The following is an 18,584-nucleotide window of genomic DNA, read 5'->3' as shown; positions in this document are numbered from 1 at the left end:
TAGTGTAATCACCTCTTATTATATTTTACCTAAGTTTTCCTTCGGAAAAAAGTCTTCTAATCTCTTTTTTATCAAATTTACCAACGCTTGTTTTTGGCACTTCATTTATATAAATATAGTCTTTGGGAATCTGATATTTTACAAAGTCTCTAGATAAAAATTCAATTAATTCTTCATCTAAAATTTTATCTTCATTATTCAACAGAACTATTGAAGCCAAAGGTTTTTCTACCCATTTTTCGTCTGGTATCGAAATTACAGCAGCTTCTTTAATTTTAGGATGTGCCATTAATGCAGATTCCAGTGCTACACTGGAGATCCATTCACCGCCACTTTTTATAAGGTCCTTGGTTCTGTCTTTAATTTCCATATAGCCATCTTCATCAATAGTGCTCACATCACCTGTTTTAAACCAACCGTCTTCTGTAAAGCTTTCATGATTATTTGTTTTAAAGTAGGAGCTTACGGTCCATGCCCCTTTTATTTGTAGTTCTCCCATGGTTTTACCATCTGTTGGGGCCAAAGTCCCATCATCTGTTACAATTCTTAATTCTACACCTGGAAATGCAGTACCTTGCTTCGCACGAATGTTTAATTTTTCATTTTCTGATAAATGCTCATGTTTTGGCTGTATACGACTTACAGTTCCTAGAGGAGATGTTTCGGTCATTCCCCAAGCTTGAACACCTTTTATTCCGAAATCTTTTTCAAAACCTTCAATAAGACTTTTTGGTAGTGCAGAACCACCAACAAGATATTCTTCGAGGGCTAATTTTTCTTTTGGGGGATTCTTTTTCAAGGCGTGATACACGCCTAACCATATGGTTGGAACACCGTTGGCTTTATTCACCTTTTCTTCTTTAAGAATTTTAATTATTGCTTCAGGCTGTAAATTAGAAGAGGGGAGTACCATGTTTGATCCAGACAAGAGACACAAGTATGGAAAACCCCATGCCATAACATGAAATTGTGGGACAATCAATAAAACAGTATCTCTATTACTGAAATTTCCCGCATTTGGTGATATAATCGTTGTAGCGTGTAAAAATGTTGACCTATGAGAATACAAAACTCCTTTTGGCAAGCCTGTTGTTCCGCTTGTGTAACACAAACCGCTAGCATCATTTTCATTTAACGTAGGCCACTCAAAATCTTCTGATTGGTCAGCTAATAAAGATTCATAATGCAATGTATTTGGCAAAGTGGTGGTAAAATCTTCAGGGGCATTTAGTAGTACGTAATATTCTACAGTTTCGAGTAGCGGAGCAATTTTTTCTAAAAGGGGAACTAGTGTAGCATCAACAAAAATTACTTTATCTTCCGAATTATTGATAATATATTCTATTTGATGGCTAGACAATCGAATGTTTATAGTATGACAAACAGCTCCGATACCGGATATTCCGTAGTATAATTCTACATGAGGACCATGATTCCATGCAAAAGTGCCCACCATATCGCCTTTTGTGATTCCTAATTTTTTAGTTAACGCGTTGGCTAACTTTTTACATCGTTTATACATGTCACCAAAGAGGTATTCATGCCGCGTTCCATTTGGTAAATAAGTTATAATTTTTTTATGATGATAAACGTTGTTTCCATACTCAAGAATAGTAGTAGTGGTGAGTGGATAATTCATTATAAGGCCTTCCATATTATAAAATTTAAATTCTTATTTAATTACATTATCCTTGGGTTGAGGAAGATTGGATTGGTTTACCCAAATACCAAGGTCTCATTTATACACTTTTTTGGTTTTACGTTTTTCTGTGCCAAATGATTGCGTTATTTATCTATTCGGAACGTTTTTTTGTCTTTTCCTACACCTTTTATGGTTAGGGATTTCCATTCTTTTGGAAGAATAGGATTTTTTTGAATAATTCCATTATCGGTAAATTCTAACCCTCCAAAACCAAACAACACGCTTTGTAACATTCCACCTGCACCAGTTGCAAAGTATGAGAAATTAGAGGTTGCTACCTCTGATAAAGCACCAAAGGGGGCTTGTTGATTAGGGACGTAGCTTTCTTTGAAAAGTCGATAGGCATTAGATACATCACCTTGTCTAGCATACAATACAGAAAAAATAGATTTTCCCATTGCAGGACCTTCTTTGGATAATTTTGGCTCATAATATTTTAAGTCTTTAAGGATGCTTTCTTTATTACTTACAATGTTTAGGGGAAATGATAGAAGGTTAACATCTGCCTGTTTAATTATTTCTCCCTTATAATTTTCATGTTCCTTGGTTGTACCATCCTTAAGTTTTAGAATTTTTATTTTTTCAGATACTTCTTTCCATTTTGGGTTAGGTTCAATCCCAACTTCTTCGGCAGCTTTCGTAGCAAATGCCAAAGCAGTAATTGCAGCTCCATTGGTAAAAGCATTGTCGTTAACATTCGGGGCAAATTCATTTGCTCCAACAACATTATTAATAGAGTAACTACCGTCATCATTTGGAGTAACACGGCTTACCCAAAAATCTGCCACTTCTTTCATTAAGGGATATCCCTTTTCAACCAACCAATTTTTGTCTTCTATAACTCGAAAATAATTCCAGAATGCAATGCCAATATCTGCAGTTATATGATGTTCAAAAGGCCCTGTAAGAGCAAAAGGCGGAGTGGCCTCCTCACCTGTATCATCACTCTCCCAAGGAAACATGGCTCCTTGATACCCATAGTTAATAGCTCTTTTTTTAGCTGGTTCTAAACGATCAGAACGGTAATTAACCAAAGAGCGAGCAATATCTTGATTTAGTACTAGCAACGGCGGAAACATCCAAAGTTCGGTATCCCAAAAGATATGACCGTTATATGGTGTTTGAAGGGAGAGACCCATTGGGGCAATACTTAAATTAGAATCCCCCCGACCAAAAGCGTATAAATGATATAGGGCGAGGCGAACGTCTTGTTGAGATTGTAAATCGCCTTCAATTATAATATCTCCTTGCCATAATTCATTCCAAAGTGCTTTATGTTGTGCTAAAAGGACTTCTTTAGCGTTTAACAAATTAAAAATAACCATTCTTTCAGATTCAGATTTTGGATCAGAAAAATTCTTAGTAGTACATTGAGCGCCAGTCCAAGCAAAATCTAAATTTTCATTTTTCTTTATTTTGTAATCAAATGAGAGCGTATTTTCATAATTGGAAATAATAGTATGTGTTAATTCTGGTCTTTGATCCTCTCTAGAGGAATTAATTTTGTGCCATATAAACGTTCCTGATGTGCTAACAAGATGTTTGCCAAATGGGCTATTTGCAACGGATTGCAAGATTGGCATTGTAGTTTCTAAATCTTTTAATATTTGAAAGGTATTTTTTGGAGTTTGATACTCTTTTGGGGTTAGTATTTTTCCTGTAACTTTTACATCTATTTCTTTGGTAGCTTCTATGCTAATATCTATATATCCTGTATACTGCAAATTGCGGAGGGCATAGACTGTGCAAGAAACTTTTGCTTTGTCCTGATAGTTAAATTCTGTAGTAAACGCAGCATTTTTCATATCCATAGTTTGCTGCCAATTAGAGATATTGTCTTCGGTTATTTTTTCACCATCAATATACATATCAAGGTTTCCAAAATTCATCCCGTGGAGAATCTGACTTACTTTTAGGTTTGGGTCTACGTCATAAACATTGTTCAGCACAACGTGCTGTATTTGAAGTGGTTTTGACGAGGTTAACATACCTATTCTACCATTTGCAATAGCAATTCCTGTATAGTCTGAATTATCTTTAGTATTTATATGCCAACCGTCATTTTGAGCGGTTATTATTGAACTTGAAATAAAGACTACTAGTAAAAGTATTTTTTTCATTATGGTTTTTTTAAATAGATGTCATCGATTTTGATAATCTACAATTCAATGTATTTTACCTCTTGTTAGCTTCTTTTACAAAAGGGAACAGCTATAAGATTTCCAACGCTACATTCCTTCAATAAATCACTTCCCAGTATCTTTATACTTTTCAAACCAAGCCAAAATGCTCGCTATTTTGGCAATCAAGTTACTTGGTCTATCGGCAATACCATGTGAAGCACCTGGGATTCTAACCATAGCAGTTTCAACGTTTTCTAACTTTAAGGCAGCATAAAATTGTTCTGATTCCGCTATTGGTGTTCTAAAATCCTGCTCACCTGTAAGTAACATGGTTGGTGTAGTTATATTGCCAACATAAGTCAACGGGGAACGTTTTAAGTAGCTCTCTGGATCTTCCCATGGCTTTTTTGCAAACCAATATTTAGAAAAAAATTGGACGTTATCTGCGTACAATACAAAACTATACCAATTAATGACTGGTTTGGCCACAACCGCAGCTTTAAAACGGGTAGTCTTACCCACAATCCATGCAGTTAGTACACCTCCGCCACTACCACCGGTGACAAATAAATTTTTATCATCAACAAATCCCTTTTTAATGACAGCATCTACACCTGACATAAGATCATCATAATCGTGATTTGGATAATCGTGATGTATTAAATTCCCAAACTCCTCGCCATAGCTTGTACTACCTCTAGGGTTAGCATAAAGCACCACATAACCCGCGGCAGCAAATGCCTGTATTTCTGCAGAATATACAGAGCCATAACTTGTAAATGGACCTCCATGAATTTCCAAAATCATAGGATACTTTTTGCTAGCGTCAAAATTTGGTGGAGTTACTATCCATCCTTGTATTTTTCGCTGATCAAATGATGATTCCCACCATATTTCTTCCACATTTCCAAGGTTCCTAAAAGAGAATAGGTCATCATTAAGTGCGGTTAAACGCTTACTTGATTTTAAGTCTGCAACACCAAGGTCAGCCGGATGATTTGTTCCGCCAAGTGTGTAGGCGAATTTATCCGTGTTAGATGCTGTATAGCTAGCGGCATTGTATGGCCTTCCAAGCGAAAGACCACCTAATTTTTCTGTTATAATAGATACCTTGCCAGCTACTGTGATATAGGCTAATTTGGTGTCTCCTTTATCGTCATATTGAAAGTAAAGACCCTTACCGTCTTTACTCCAATTAAGATTTTGTATATCTCTGTCAAAATCGGCAGAAATCAATTCAGAATTGCTGCCATCTACATTCATTAGGTACAGATTAGTGATTTGATATCCTTGAAATGTATCATCAAATCCTAAGTAAGCGATTTTTGTTCCGTTTGGTGATAATACAGGGTTATTATCTGGGCCATAACGCGTAGTTAGGGGCTTTAAGGCTCCATCATTTACAACAATTTGATAGATTTCGCTATCTAGAGGTTCTATTTCTTCTGGTTTGTGAAAATTAGCATTAAAATAAATAAGCGCATTGTTTTTTGACCAAATAGGTCCACCATGATCAAAATCAGTAAAGGTTAATTGTTTCGGTGTGCCTCCTTCAATGGGCAAGGTAAATAATTGCATATTACCACTTTTCAAGTATCCTTGCCCATCACTACGGTAGTTCATATCGTCAATATACGTAGGAGGCGTGTTCCATTTGGCCCCCTCAGGTTTGCTTGGCATTTTTACAATTGATTCGTGTTTTTTTGGCACAAACATGTTAAACGCCAAGGTTTTATCATCATATGACCAAGCCACATCATTAGGCATCTCAGTAGTGTTTGTTAAAGCAACAGACTCCTTCGTATCCATCCACATCATATAGAGCTTCATTTTTTCATCTGCCATGTTCGATTTAAAAATTATTTTTTTTCCATCGGGTGACCATCTAGGATAAAAATCGTTTTGGTTTCCAGTTGTTAAGGGTCGATTATTAGAACCATCAAAATTCACTATCCATAGGTTTGAGAGGTTCTTATCTGTCATTACATCTTTATAATTTCTAACGTAAATTACCTTAGAGCCATCTGGTGAAATTTGTGGGTCTGATACAAACTCCATATTAAAAATATCTATGAGTTCTAAATTGGATTGTATCTGACCATATCCCACAGTAGCTATACTCAAGAATAATGTGATTGAAATAAGAAAATGTTTCATCTCGTTTGGATTAAATGGTTTATTGTATTTTAAAAGCGTTGTCTAAAGGAAATAAAAGTTTTGATTTAGAACAGATCTTAAATATATGGAAAACACCATGAATTTTTTGCTTCCCAATAATTTTTTATATGCTTTATTAGCTGCTTGCTTTGTTGTTCATTGTTTTCAGCACAGGTATCTTAGTATAATTTCCAGTTTAGCGAATTGCAAGGGTGTATTACCTAAAATTTTTGGCGTTGTTTTGGAATGCTGAAAGGTATAACTAATTCAAATCTATTGAACCGTGAGGTTAAAGGTTGCTGCAATATCATGTTCTCCTCCAGTATCACTAGGACCACTTTAGGGTTTAGAATACATATATTTGCCAGTTTATATGATAGGATTCTCAGTGGAAAAATTAGCCGCATAAAACTTGCAACGAACTTTTGTTGTACCCAAAAATGAGCAATTATTTATATAAATTATTGTGTGTATTTTTTTATCCGACATGTACATTGAACAAATGACCAACTACCGCGGTTAGTCCCATTGCAACAGTTCCCCAGAATGTAATTCGGACAATCGCTTTTACGATACTTGAACCACCTGTTTTGGCTGCTAATGCTCCTAAAATTATAAGAAAAAATAGGGCAAAACCGTAAAGTGAATATTCCATACTTCTTAAAGGAAGAAAAAGCGTCACTAAAAAAGGGAGTATTCCTCCTACTGTGAATGCCGTGCCGGAAGCAAATGCAGCTTGCATAGGTTTAGCTTGACTAATTTCATTAATTCCCAATTCGTCTCTAATATGTGCGCCTAAGGCATCGTTTTCTGTTAATTCTTTGGCTACTATTAATGCAGTCTCTTTTTTAAGACCTCTTTTTTCATAAATTTCCGCTAGTCGTTTTAATTCGACTTCAGGCATTTCAATTAGTTCTTGCTTTTCACGATCGATATCTGCTTTTTCCACATCAGTTTGGGAACTTACGGAAACATATTCGCCAGCTGCCATAGACAAAGCACCAGCAACTAGTCCAGCTAAAGTTGCCAAAATAATAGGTTCTCGAATATCACTTGCAGCAGCAACTCCAATGGCAATACTTGCAGTAGATAAGATTCCGTCGTTAGCCCCAAGTACGGCAGCTCTCAACCAATTACTGCGGTGTATGTAATGATTCGCTAAATAATTGTCTAGTTCCTCTGTTTTTTCTACCATTTACGCTGTTCGTTCAAATTATACACAACGTTTAGCTAAACTTCTTTTTAATGCAGTTTAGGCGTTGTTAGAAATCGTTAATAACCAATCGCAGCTCCGTCTGGACTTGAAGAATCGGAAGCTCCTATTTTAATAGTGTTTTTAGCATCTATTTGAATTCCCATTAATTCACCTAATGAATTTGTGGGCACCAACGTATGATTCATCCGTTCAAGAGCTTTTACAGTATCAGGAGATAAGAGTCCTTTCTCGTATTCTATACTATCTGGCAACCATTGATGATGAATCTTCATAGCTTCAATGGCAGTATCCACCTGCATGTCATAGGCTAAAACATTTAGCACGGTTTGAAATACGGTATTAATAATGGTTCTGCCTCCAGGAGTTCCAATGACAAGAAAAGGTTTACCATCTTTTGCTACGATGGTAGGTGTCATGCTTGAAAGCATCCTTTTTTCCGGTTGAATGAGGTTAGGATTTGTTCCAACTATGCCCGAAGTTGAAGTATAACCTGGCTTTGGGTTAAAGTCGCCCATTTCATTGTTAAAGATAAAACCCAGCTTGGATGAACCCATTCCAGAGCCATAACTATGCTCTAACGTGTAGGTCAATGACACGGCATTTCCTTTTGCATCGGCCACAGAAAAGTGCGTGGTACTACTCCCATCATAAATTTGTCCAAATTTCGTAGAGTCGCTTACAGATGCTTTGGACATATCAATATGTTCAAATCGTTTTTTAGCAAATGCTTTAGAAGTCAGCATTTCTAATGGACTATCTACATTGAAATCAGTATCTCCCAAATATTCTGCTCTATCAGCAAAAGCTCTTCGCATAACTTCGGCTACTAGATGAACATAGGCCGTAGAATTGAATTCTATGGAATCCAAGTCGGCCAATTCCATAAGATTCATCATTTCAATTAGGACTACGCCTCCTGAGCTGGGCGGTGCCATGGAGTATATGTCATAGCCCTTATAGGTTCCTTTTATCGGATTTCTTTCTACTGCGGTATACCGACTAAGATCTTCCATGGTAATAATACCTCCATTCTCCTTCATGAACCTGACTATTTCCTTTGCGACTACCCCCTTGTAAAAACCGTCCTGACCATGATCTCTGATCTCTGATAAGGTATTGGCCAACTCAGGCTGTTTCCATAGCTCCCCGAATGGTGTGAGCTCCCCAGTATCCTTTTTGAAATAGTCTTGTAGAAATGGGATGGGGGAATTGGTTTCAAAATAAGCAGCTGCTCTAGAAAGACTCCACGTAAGCGGAAAGCCATTTTCCGCTATATCGATCGAAGGTTGAACCAAAACTGCCCAAGGGAGAGTGCCATATTTTTGATGAGCAAGATACAGACCAGCCACGGTACCAGGAACTCCTATTGACTTAGCACCAATGTGATTGCCGGTGGATTCCTGTCCGTACAAATTCTTTCCTTTCGTAAGGTTTCCGTCAATATCCAGAAACATATTAGGAGACGCTTTTAGAGGTGCTTTTTCACGAAAGTCAATTGTAGTAGTTGTTCCCGACGAATCCATAAAGACCATAAATCCTCCTCCACCAATATTTCCGGCGGCTGGATGAGTTACGGCTAGTGCAAAAGCGGTGGCGACAGAAGCATCAATTGCGTTTCCTCCTTTTTTTAAGATATCGATGCCGATTTCGGATGCTACTTTATTACTTGAAGCGACAATGCCGTTTTTTGCATACGTTTGACCAGCAGCATCGATAGCTTGAAGGAAAACGAATAGAAATATGATACTAAATAAATGATTTATGTGCTTCATATTGAATATTTTAAAGATCAATCTATGAGTAGTGGGGAGGTAATAAAACCATTTCGTTCCCAGTCTATGCACATAGCAAAAGCTTTTTAGTTTAATTTATTTTTTGGACCTAAGCAATCCCAACGCTTCAGGATAAAAGCTTTTGATGAATTTATAAAGATAGACAAAACCTGAAATGAATCACCAAACCCGCATTGTATATAGATAGTGATATTGGTTGCGACTTTTTGCTTATTCCTTTATTCATTAGGGTAAATTATAAAATTTTTATGCACTTGTCTGGTTGGTTTGTCACCTAAATTATCGAGTGAAAATTGAAGCGTCCTTAGGTCTTCTAAAGTTAAGGGAAGTTTTTGCTCTTCGGGATGATAGGTTGAGCCTATCGGATAGTCAATCCCATCAGTTGCTGACATCTCAATATGATTTCCAAGTAGATATCGAATTTCATAATTATTTGAAAATTCCACGAGTCGGTCTATGCTTGATTTAAAGGAAGACCAATCTTCAACATAGAGACGACCAGGATAAAATGTATCCCCTGTAAGCAATAATTTAGATGATGCATCGTATAAAGCAATAGAAGCATTTTGATGTCCAGGGATAGGTAGTAATCTTAGAGTTCTATTTCCAAGTTCAAAAGTAACATCATCATTAGGCCAATTTTCAAACTTAAAGAAATCGATGACGTCAGTTTTTTGAATGCCAACCAAAGTTGTTTTTGTTTTATCTTTAAATTGAGCATCTGCGGCATAATGATCTCCGTGTTTATGAGTATGAGCAACGATTAATTCTATTTCTTTATTTTGTTGTTTTTGCCAATTGTCTATAATTGTGTTGACTGAAGTGTATAAAGGAAATAAATTCTCTTCCTTCGTGGCTCCCGTGTCCATCAATAGTCCTTTGTCTTCACCTAAAAATAAAAATATAAAAGGAGCCTCATAATTCACACATTTATTTTGTCTGAAAATCCAAGTGTTTTGGTCATATTGCACTACTTGTATGGGATCTTCTATATTATTTTGGCAATCTTCCGATCCATGAATCCAATGTTGTTCGTCAAGATTAATTTGTCCTTTAGCAGGTAAAGAGTAGCTACTAATTAGTAGGAATACAATTAGGGTAGGGACAAAGCTTTTTTTTATGTTTGTTCTCATTTTCCTGAGGGTATACTTGGCTAAAAATGTTAGTTAAGAGAAGTTTTAATTCCTTTTTAGAGGTTGATCACGAAGTTCGTTATTTCCAACTAATGAATTGACCCCTAAACTACAGGATTTTAAGATGTTATTAACGAAAGGTGCAAAATAATTAAATCCGCTCCCTAGAATGCAAGATTTATAATTACTGTTGTGGAGAGTAGTCAAACCAAAGAGGAATACTTGGATTTTCTTCCAGACATAACCTGATGGGCGCTATTGTCTTATTTTATTTCATGGCTTGCAGGTGCACCCAATACTCTTCTCTAAAACCAATTTCAATAGTACTAAATCCGGCATTACTTATCCAATCTTTTTGGAGTGGATAATCTGTTGGTTTGTCAAAGGTCTGATAATGTTCCATTAGCCAGTTCCATTTTTCGCCATCTGGAAAGTTGATACGTACAAACTCTTTCCATTGTTGCATTAGCCTTTTGTGATCTGGATTTGTTTTACTTATCATCAAATCACAATATGAAAATATGCCGCCTTTTTTTAAAGAATTATATATATTCCCAAACATAGCTTGTTTCTCGTTTTCATCGCAATGATGAATGCTAAACCCTGCTACCACTAAATCGTAACTTTCTTTGTTAAATGAAAAATCCTTGAAGTACTTATTTTCATAAATAATAGTGTACTCATTAAAATGATTACGACACAGATTGATCATTTCAGAGGATGCGTCAACAAGAGTGTATATTGCATTTGGGAAAAAAGAAATAAGTTGAGCCGTTACATTTCCATTACCACTTCCAAGATCAAGGATAGATTGAGGTTTAAAATTTTCTGGAAGTGAGTTTACGAAACCTGAAATTAGTGACATGTAATGTGGGACACAACCAATCATATCATTAGTATAGTTTTTCGAAAATTCGTTAAATTCTAGCGCTATATTTTTTTCTGTCTTCATAAGTACGTTATAGTTGGATTTAACTAAAGCATTTAATCAAGGGTGGTGAACAGCGTTGCTTTTAAACTTTTACAACTTCTACTTTCGCTTCTTGTATAGCACCACCTCTACCCATATCAGTTAATAGATCATTTGTTAGCGCATTAGCAGAAGATCCACCTTTTAATAAAGATGGCCAAAATCCTTGCGGCATGCATACTACTCCCTGTTTTACCTTATTGCTGATTCGCGCTGTTATGAGCACCCTACCTCTGCCGTTAAATACTTTGAGCTCATCTCCATCAGTAATATTTCGTAAGGCGGCATCACTTGGATTGACCTCTAAATAGGGTTTGCCTTCCTTCTCAAGGTTGTGATCCACGTTTGCGTGGCTACTGTTTAAGAAATATTTAGGCGTTTTGATTGTTAATAAATGCAATGGGTATTGCTTCTTTTCTTGATCGCTATAAGAGATAGGTATAAAATCAGGTAGCGCTTGTTCCAGATTAGGATCATAAAAATGACACTTTCCAGAGCTGGTCTTGAAGTTTCCTTCTACATGAGGCATCCATTTTTCCGGTAGGTTCAACTTTGCCCATCCAGTCTTTCGTAGTGATTCAAAAGTGATACCTTTTAAATAATCGTGGTTGCTTTCTAACGTTCTCTTTACAATATTGATGTCTGATTCGTATAAGTAAGCCTCTTTGAATCCCATTTCTTGTGCCAGAAGTCGGAATAATTCTGAATTGGGTTTTGATTCTCCCAAAGGTTCAATGGAAGGTTCATTAATGTTAATATAGGGTGTTCCCCAAGAGTCTAGAATATCCCAATTTTCGAGGACACTGGTGGCTGGAAAAATATAATCAGCATACCTAGCCGTATCAGTAAGGAAATGCTCTGATACTATAGTAAGTAGGTCATCTCTTTCAAGACCCTTACGTACTAAGTTTTGATTAGGAGTGGTAACTGCTGGATTTGAGTTATAAACAAATAAAGCGTTTATACTAGGATTTATTGCACTGTTGTTCAACGCTTTTCCTAATTCAACCATATTGATTGATCGGGTCTTTGGATTAACTAACTCAGTAGGAAGGTTTATACTTTCCCAGTTAAGTGCTTCACCAAAAAGTTCATAGGTCATGTGCATTAATCCACCACCGAAATGTCGCCAAGCACCAGTTAGCGCTGGTAGCATAGCCACTGCTCTAAAAGCGCTTGCCCCATTCACCTGATGCTCCATGCCAATCAGTACTCGAATCAATGAAGGCGTACTTTCTGCATATGCTCTGGCAAAGGCAATAATGGTTTCCTTTTCCAGATTTGTGATATGGGCAACTGTTTCAGGGTCATATTTTTGTACATGCTCCTTCAACTGTTCAATCCCTAAAGTGTAACGGTCAATATATTCCTGATCCTGCAGGTTCTCGGTTAAAATCACATGCATTAATCCTAATGCGAGAGCAGTATCTGTTCCTGGTCGCGGCTGAATATGCCAGTCTGACTCCTCTGAAGTTTTAGATTGAAATGGATCGACCGTAACGATTTTGGCACCGTTGCTTTTTGCTTTCTGAATGAAAGGCCATAAGTGCTGATTTGAAAGAATAGGATTGGTACCCCATAATATAATATATCTGCTATGAATAATATCTTCAGGTAGCACGCCTGTTGTTTGACCATTTGTAGCTAGAACTCCTTCTACAGCTGCATTTCCACATATTGTGCGCTCCAATTGACTGGCGCCGATATGCGCGAAGAATCTACTGGAAATGGCGTCTCCCTGAACTAATCCTTGATTGCCTCCAAAACTATATGGAAGAATTGCCTCCCCTCCCTTTTTGTCAATAATATCTTTTAGAGTAGTGGCTACTTCACTTATGGCTTGTTCCCAACTGATTTTGAAAAAACTACCGCTTCCTTTTGGTCCACTTCTTTTAAGTGGTGACAAAATTCGATCTGGATGGAAGGTAACATCAGTGGGAAAACTGACCATCTTATCACATAGATTACCGGCAGTATATGGATTGTTTTTACTCGCCTGAAAGTCCGTCACTTTATTTTCTACAGTTGTTACCTTCCAACTGCAACGGTCAGGACAATCATGATAACAAGCGCCAAATACTATTATTGCCGTTTTGCTATTAGCACAACTAGATAGAGCGGGAAGTGGAGATAAGCTAATTGCCGCGGCACCCTTTGCGCTTATCTCAATAAATTCTCTGCGATCAATACCTTTATTTTTTCTCGAATCCATATTCTGATTACTAAGGACCACCAGGGTGTTCGTATATGTTTAGTTGGGTGTTTTAAGTACCTAATTTAGGAAATTTTAATCAAATGTTTTCTTCTTGATCTCGCAATATTTGACAGGGTTAAATTACAACGTAACTTGCTGTCCTAAATTTGGGGAGTAGTATACTTTGGATGACAATTATGAAGAAATCATGAACACAATTAAAAACAAAAAAACAGAGAGTACATGTGTTGGCGATAGTTACAAGTTGATGTGGATGGAAAAAAATAACACAAATCCCCCTTCCTTCATCCAAATATTTTAACAAGCTTAGCTTCGTTGAGCGGCTTTTCTATAAAGTCACAAACGAGGGGATTTCCTTTTGCGAGGTTTATTTCGTTTGGATCAATAGAGGATGATAGAATGTAAATGTTGTATTGCTCTTTTATTGATATATCAAAAAGTTCAAACGCTTCAAGGAACTCCCATCCTGATATTACAGGCATATTGATATCGAGAAAAAGTGTTGTTTTTCCATTGGTAGGATTATGGACGGGTTGAGATCTTATAAATTCCAATCCATTTTCTGGATTTGTAAAGTCGATAATGTGGACTTCTCCGAGTGATTTTTTTAGTGTTTTTTTTGTGATGTAATTGTTTAATGGGTCATCATCAACTAGGAGGAACCGTTTTGTTATTAGTGTCATTTTAAATCTAGATTTCAAATATGAGTGTAAATACAGTTCCTTTATTAATTTCACTAGCAATGGTTATTTTACCTCCAAGTGATTCTACTTGTGCCTTTCCCATGAATAGCCCCATTCCTTTGCCTTTCAAGTGTGTATGAAAGCGGTTGCAAAGTCCGAAAACTTTAGCGTCTTGTGTATTTAAATCAATTCCTAATCCGTTGTCTTTAAAAGTGATAAATATTTTTCCATTTTTTTTTGTGCTTTTTATTTCAATGAGTGGCGGTTGGTCTAGTTTACTGTATTTAATGCTATTTCTTATGAGGTTATTGAAGATACTGTGCATATAATTTTTGAGTGAATAAATGTTATCCACATCTGTGAAATCAGCTACAATGCGTGCGCGCTTTTTGCGCATAAGGTTGGTTATGCTCATTTTGATTTCATTAACCAGTTGTGAAAATAGTATGACTTCTTTTTCCTCACTGTCTTTATTTTTTACCTGCAAGATTTTGTTCAGATCTTTGATAATGTTATCAAGTGCAGACACGGATTTAGAAAGCCCCTGAAGAAGTTCTTTTTGTTCCAGCTGATTGATGGTTTCATTTTGTAAAATTTCTACGAAACCTATAATGTTGGCAGTTGGTGCGCGAAGGTTGTGCGATACTATATAAGAAAATTGCTCAAGATTGCTATTGCGCTGAAAAATGTCAGAAATCATTTTAGTGCGTTCGGTTTCTGTATTTTTACGTTCCGTAATATCCTGGAGACTACCATATATCTTGATACATTTCCCCTCAAAAAACTCTCCTTGGCCAATTGTACGTACCCATTTTATTATTGGACAAGACCGATAATTCAAAAAAACAGTCAGTTTTTAATAGTTGGTATTGGGACTATTTTACCCAAAAAAGTATTTCCACCTAATTTTTTCTTTTGAAAAAGCCAAGACTAAAGTCAGGTATCGATTGAATTCAATTGAAATGGGTAGACGAAAACATCAAAATGGTGTACACAACAAAAAAAACCCAAGATGGAAATCTTGGGTTTTTTTTATTATCGAAAAGTAGCGAGAGCGGGGCACGATCCCGCGACCTCCGGGTTATGAATCCGACGCTCTAACCAACTGAGCTACCTCGCCATTGCCGTTTTAAGCGGGTGCAAATATAGAGTTAAATTTCTTTTCAATCAAAATTCAAATGGTAAAAAATAAATTCGAGCAATTATTTTTTTATCTTGGAAAAAAATATATATTGCCCATCGAAAACATTATATAGAATGAGTGATAAAGTGAAGTTTGAAGTTGAGTTTGTGATACAATCATCTCAACCCCTATTATATCAATATATATCTACACCTTCTGGGTTATCTGAATGGTTTGCAGACAACGTAAATTCTAGAGGAGAGTTGTTTACATTTATATGGGATGGGGCAGAAGAAGAGGCTAAATTGTTAAAGAGAAAGAGTGATGAATTTGTGCGATTTGCTTGGGAAGAGGCAGAGGACGATGCTTATTTTGAAATGCGGATTATTGTAGATGAAATTACCTCTGATGTTTCCTTATTCATTACAGATTTTGCAGATGAAGATGAGGTAGACGAATCTAAAATGCTTTGGGAAAACCAAATCTCTAGTCTAAAGCAAGTTTTAGGTTCTTCCTAAAGGTTTTAGACCATAAATCAATATCTTTGCGCCTTTAATTTTCAAGGCTTTTTTTATGGTTAATTTTAATGGTGATATCCTATCCCAAGACACGCTTTATCTCAATCACGAAAATAGGGGGATGAAGTATGGTGATGGACTTTTTGAAACCATTCGCGTAGTTAATGGAAAGATTTTCTTTTGGGAAGACCATTACCTTCGTCTCATGGCTTCTATGCGTATTATGCGGATGGAGATTCCTATGAACTTTACCATGGAATTCTTGGAAGAGCAATTAGCACGTACCATCACTTCTAACGGATTGGATACTGCATCGGCCAGGGTACGTTTGTCTGTTTTTAGAAATAACGGCGGCTATTATTTGCCAAAAACCAATGATATATCTTATATCATAGAAGTGGGGGAGTTAGATTCCCCATTTTATATGCTTCATAAGCAGGATTATGTTGTAGAACTTTTCAAGGATTTTTATGTGAATCCGGATATGCTTTCCACCTTAAAGTCTAATAATAAAGCCATTAATGTTGTTGGAAGCATTTATGCGCAGGAAAATGGATATCAGAATTGTTTATTACTAAACAACCAAAAGCAAGTGGTAGAGGCCTTAAATGGAAATTTGTTTTTGGTAAATGGCAATACCATAAAAACCCCTCCAAAAAAGGATGGGTGCCTAAATGGTATTATTAGAAAGAAACTGATTGAAATAGTAGGAAAACTAGAAGCCTATACTTTGGAAGAGGCCTCAATTTCTCCTTTCGATCTTCAAAAGGCCGATGAGTTGTTTATAACCAATGCTATAGTGGGTATTCTTCCTATTACCAAGTATCGCAAAAAGAATTTTGAAACAAAGGTGGCTGCAGACTTAGTTGGGAAACTTAATGCTGCGGCTAGACTGGGTTAATTAAGATTAGGGTTTTCAGGAAAATTGGACCATAGGACATAATCACCCCCTAATTCAATCATTTTTTCCTTCCAAAACGTTTGGGCAGATTTATGGATAATATCACTCTTGTATTTGTTGTTCACTACTACCCAGGATTTTGAGGTTAGTTCTTGATCTAATTGTAATGAGGTCCAACCAGAATAACCCAAGAAAAACCGAATATCTTTTTCCGTAATAAGGCCTTTATTGATAAGATCCACAATCTTTTCGAAGTTGCCTCCCCAATAGATACCATGTGATATTTCTATGCTTTCGACTATTAGATCGGGTACTTTGTGTATAAAGTATAAGTTATCCTGTTCTACAGGACCACCATTGTACACTTGGAAGGGTACGCTAATTTCAGTGACCAATTCATTAATACTGTACATCAGTGGTTTGTTAAGAATAAAGCCAACCGAACCCTCTTGATTGTGCTCAGCAATCAAAACTACAGACCTGTTAAAGGAAACATCACCAGTAAGTGTTGGTTCTGCGATTAAAAGCTTCCCTTTTTTTGGTTTAATGCTAACCATAACACATGGGTTTTCACTAAAAATAAGACAAATCTTATTAAAAACAAAAAAGCACTCCGTTTTAGAAGTGCCTTTTTCAAATTTATACAATATAAATTAGTTTACTGCACCTGCTAATTCAGCACCTGCTTTAAACTTTACAACGTTTTTTGCTGCAATTTGGATAGTTTTTCCAGTTTGTGGATTTCTACCTTCTCTTGCTTCTCTTTTAGATACAGACCAAGATCCGAAACCAACTAAAGAAACTCTTCCGCCTTTTTTAAGAGATCCTTCAACATTTCCTAAAAAAGATTCTAAAGCTTTCTTTGCTGCCGCTTTTGTGATGCCAGCGTCTGCTGCCATTGCATCGATTAATTCTGTTTTGTTCATAATTGAATTAAATTAATTGTTGTTAAAATAATTTTGTACTCTAACAAATTTATACGGATTTGTGGTTAACGCAAGTAAAATCAAGGGAAATACCCGATTTTGTTGATAACTTGGGGTGTTTGTTGATAAAGTAGGGTTTTTTCTACATTTCATTCAGCCCTTTGGTAGCAAGGGTTTAGCCCATATATGCCTTTTTTGATAATTGAAGTCCATTCAAGACTTCAGAGGTAGCCATCTTTCGTTTTCCAGGTAATTGTATTTCTAGGAGTTGGATGAACCCTCCTTCAACTGCAACTTTTAGGTTTTTTTTATCGAAGATCAACTGCCCATTTTTGAATTGATGTTCCTGTTCTTCCTTAGCAACTGAATAGATCTTCAGGAACAATTCTTCATCACTGTTATGCAGAGTGGTCCAAGCTGCGGGGTAAGGGCTGAGGCCTCTAATATGGTTGAAAATATCAGAGATGGTCAAATTCCAATTAATTTGGCAGGTTTCTTTACTTATTTTATGTGCCAATTTTAAGTTCCCTGTCTCTGGTTGCTTTATTGTTTTAACTTCGCCTGTCTTTAAAAGTTCTACAGTTTCTACAACTAGTGATGCTCCAAGGTGCATCAATTTATCATGAAGCTCCCCAGCGGTTTCATTCGGATCAATGTTCGTTTTTTCCTGAAGGAGTATTTCCCCTGTATCAATTTTATCATCTATATAAAAGGTACTAACTCCTGTTTCTTTCTCTCCATTTATGATTGCCCAATTGATGGGAGCTGCGCCCCTGTATTGGGGCAGGAGGGAGGCATGCAGGTTAAATGTGCCGTATTTGGGCATTTCCCAAACTGCTTTTGGTAGCATGCGAAAGGCCACTATAATTTGTAGATTGGCGTCCAAGGCCTTTAATTCAGTCAAAAATTCCTCACTCTTTAAGTTTGTAGGCTGCAAAATTGGAAGATTCTGTGAAACGGCGTATTGTTTTACAGCAGATTCATTCAATTTTCTTCCCCTTCCTGCAGGTTTGTCTGGTGCGGTAATTACCCCCACTACATTAAGGGAATTTTGGACAAGCTTGTCCAAAATGGCAACCCCAAAATCTGGGGTTCCCATAAATACGATTCGTAATGCTTCCATG

The 18,584-nt window shown here is 36.6% G+C and carries 15 protein-coding genes and 1 tRNA gene; 2 read left to right on the top strand and 14 right to left on the bottom strand.

Annotated elements, in window-relative coordinates; genetic code table 11:
- Positions 1-25: 25 nt before the first annotated feature.
- The 11 genes from ABXZ36_RS09820 to ABXZ36_RS09770 form a co-directional block, all read right to left on the bottom strand.
- Positions 26-1,654: a long-chain fatty acid--CoA ligase gene (locus ABXZ36_RS09820; protein WP_354615342.1), complete on the bottom strand. Its 1,629-nt coding sequence runs from the start codon at positions 1,652-1,654 to the stop codon at positions 26-28.
- Positions 1,655-1,785: 131 nt separating this feature from the next.
- Positions 1,786-3,822: a kojibiose hydrolase gene (locus ABXZ36_RS09815; protein WP_354615341.1), complete on the bottom strand. Its 2,037-nt coding sequence runs from the start codon at positions 3,820-3,822 to the stop codon at positions 1,786-1,788.
- 126 nt (positions 3,823-3,948) lie between these two features.
- The gene (locus tag ABXZ36_RS09810; RefSeq protein ID WP_354615340.1) at positions 3,949-5,982 is read right to left on the bottom strand and encodes a S9 family peptidase; all 2,034 of its coding nucleotides are present in this window, start codon (positions 5,980-5,982) and stop codon (positions 3,949-3,951) included.
- Between the two features lie 478 nt (positions 5,983-6,460).
- A complete protein-coding gene (locus ABXZ36_RS09805; protein WP_354615339.1) occupies positions 6,461-7,177 on the bottom strand; it encodes a VIT1/CCC1 transporter family protein in 717 nt (238 codons plus the stop codon).
- Between the two features lie 77 nt (positions 7,178-7,254).
- On the bottom strand, positions 7,255-8,970 hold the full coding sequence (ggt, locus tag ABXZ36_RS09800; RefSeq protein ID WP_354615338.1) for a gamma-glutamyltransferase: 1,716 nt from the start codon (positions 8,968-8,970) through the stop codon (positions 7,255-7,257).
- 239 nt (positions 8,971-9,209) lie between these two features.
- Positions 9,210-10,124: an MBL fold metallo-hydrolase gene (locus ABXZ36_RS09795; RefSeq protein WP_354615337.1), complete on the bottom strand. Its 915-nt coding sequence runs from the start codon at positions 10,122-10,124 to the stop codon at positions 9,210-9,212.
- A gap of 268 nt (positions 10,125-10,392) precedes the next feature.
- A complete protein-coding gene (locus tag ABXZ36_RS09790) occupies positions 10,393-11,076 on the bottom strand; it encodes a class I SAM-dependent methyltransferase (RefSeq protein WP_354615336.1) in 684 nt (227 codons plus the stop codon).
- 61 nt (positions 11,077-11,137) lie between these two features.
- Entirely contained in the window at positions 11,138-13,306 is a 2,169-nt protein-coding gene (locus ABXZ36_RS09785; RefSeq protein WP_354615335.1) for a molybdopterin-containing oxidoreductase family protein, read from the bottom strand.
- A gap of 287 nt (positions 13,307-13,593) precedes the next feature.
- Entirely contained in the window at positions 13,594-13,992 is a 399-nt protein-coding gene (locus tag ABXZ36_RS09780; RefSeq protein WP_354615334.1) for a response regulator, read from the bottom strand.
- A 7-nt stretch (positions 13,993-13,999) separates the two neighbouring features.
- The gene (locus ABXZ36_RS09775; RefSeq protein WP_354615333.1) at positions 14,000-14,833 is read right to left on the bottom strand and encodes a sensor histidine kinase; all 834 of its coding nucleotides are present in this window, start codon (positions 14,831-14,833) and stop codon (positions 14,000-14,002) included.
- Between the two features lie 205 nt (positions 14,834-15,038).
- Positions 15,039-15,112 (bottom strand) — tRNA-Met (locus ABXZ36_RS09770).
- A 137-nt stretch (positions 15,113-15,249) separates the two neighbouring features.
- Between ABXZ36_RS09770 and ABXZ36_RS09765 the strand changes: the two genes are divergently transcribed.
- Entirely contained in the window at positions 15,250-15,633 is a 384-nt protein-coding gene (locus ABXZ36_RS09765) for an START-like domain-containing protein (protein WP_354615332.1), read from the top strand.
- Between the two features lie 55 nt (positions 15,634-15,688).
- Positions 15,689-16,534: an aminotransferase class IV gene (locus ABXZ36_RS09760; RefSeq protein WP_354615331.1), complete on the top strand. Its 846-nt coding sequence runs from the start codon at positions 15,689-15,691 to the stop codon at positions 16,532-16,534.
- On the opposite strand, the gene ABXZ36_RS09755 is transcribed toward ABXZ36_RS09760, so the two are convergent.
- From ABXZ36_RS09755 to fmt, 3 genes are all read right to left on the bottom strand, one after another.
- Positions 16,531-17,091 (bottom strand): YqgE/AlgH family protein, encoded by a 561-nt coding sequence (locus tag ABXZ36_RS09755; RefSeq protein ID WP_354615330.1) that lies wholly within the window; start codon positions 17,089-17,091, stop codon positions 16,531-16,533. The two genes, ABXZ36_RS09760 and ABXZ36_RS09755, sit on opposite strands and share 4 nt — an antisense overlap.
- Positions 17,092-17,187: 96 nt before the next feature.
- A complete protein-coding gene (locus tag ABXZ36_RS09750; RefSeq protein ID WP_337300197.1) occupies positions 17,188-17,460 on the bottom strand; it encodes an HU family DNA-binding protein in 273 nt (90 codons plus the stop codon).
- A gap of 175 nt (positions 17,461-17,635) precedes the next feature.
- Positions 17,636-18,583 carry a methionyl-tRNA formyltransferase gene (gene fmt / locus ABXZ36_RS09745; protein ID WP_354615329.1) on the bottom strand — a complete coding sequence of 316 codons (948 nt, stop codon included), beginning with the start codon at positions 18,581-18,583 and terminating at the stop codon, positions 17,636-17,638.
- Position 18,584: the final 1 nt, after the last annotated feature.

The organism is Sediminicola arcticus (assembly GCF_040566695.1).
In the GTDB taxonomy this organism is placed as follows: domain Bacteria; phylum Bacteroidota; class Bacteroidia; order Flavobacteriales; family Flavobacteriaceae; genus Sediminicola; species Sediminicola arcticus.
The sequence above is the reverse complement of the archived record's forward strand: the minus strand, read 5'-3'. Positions and strand labels throughout refer to the sequence as shown.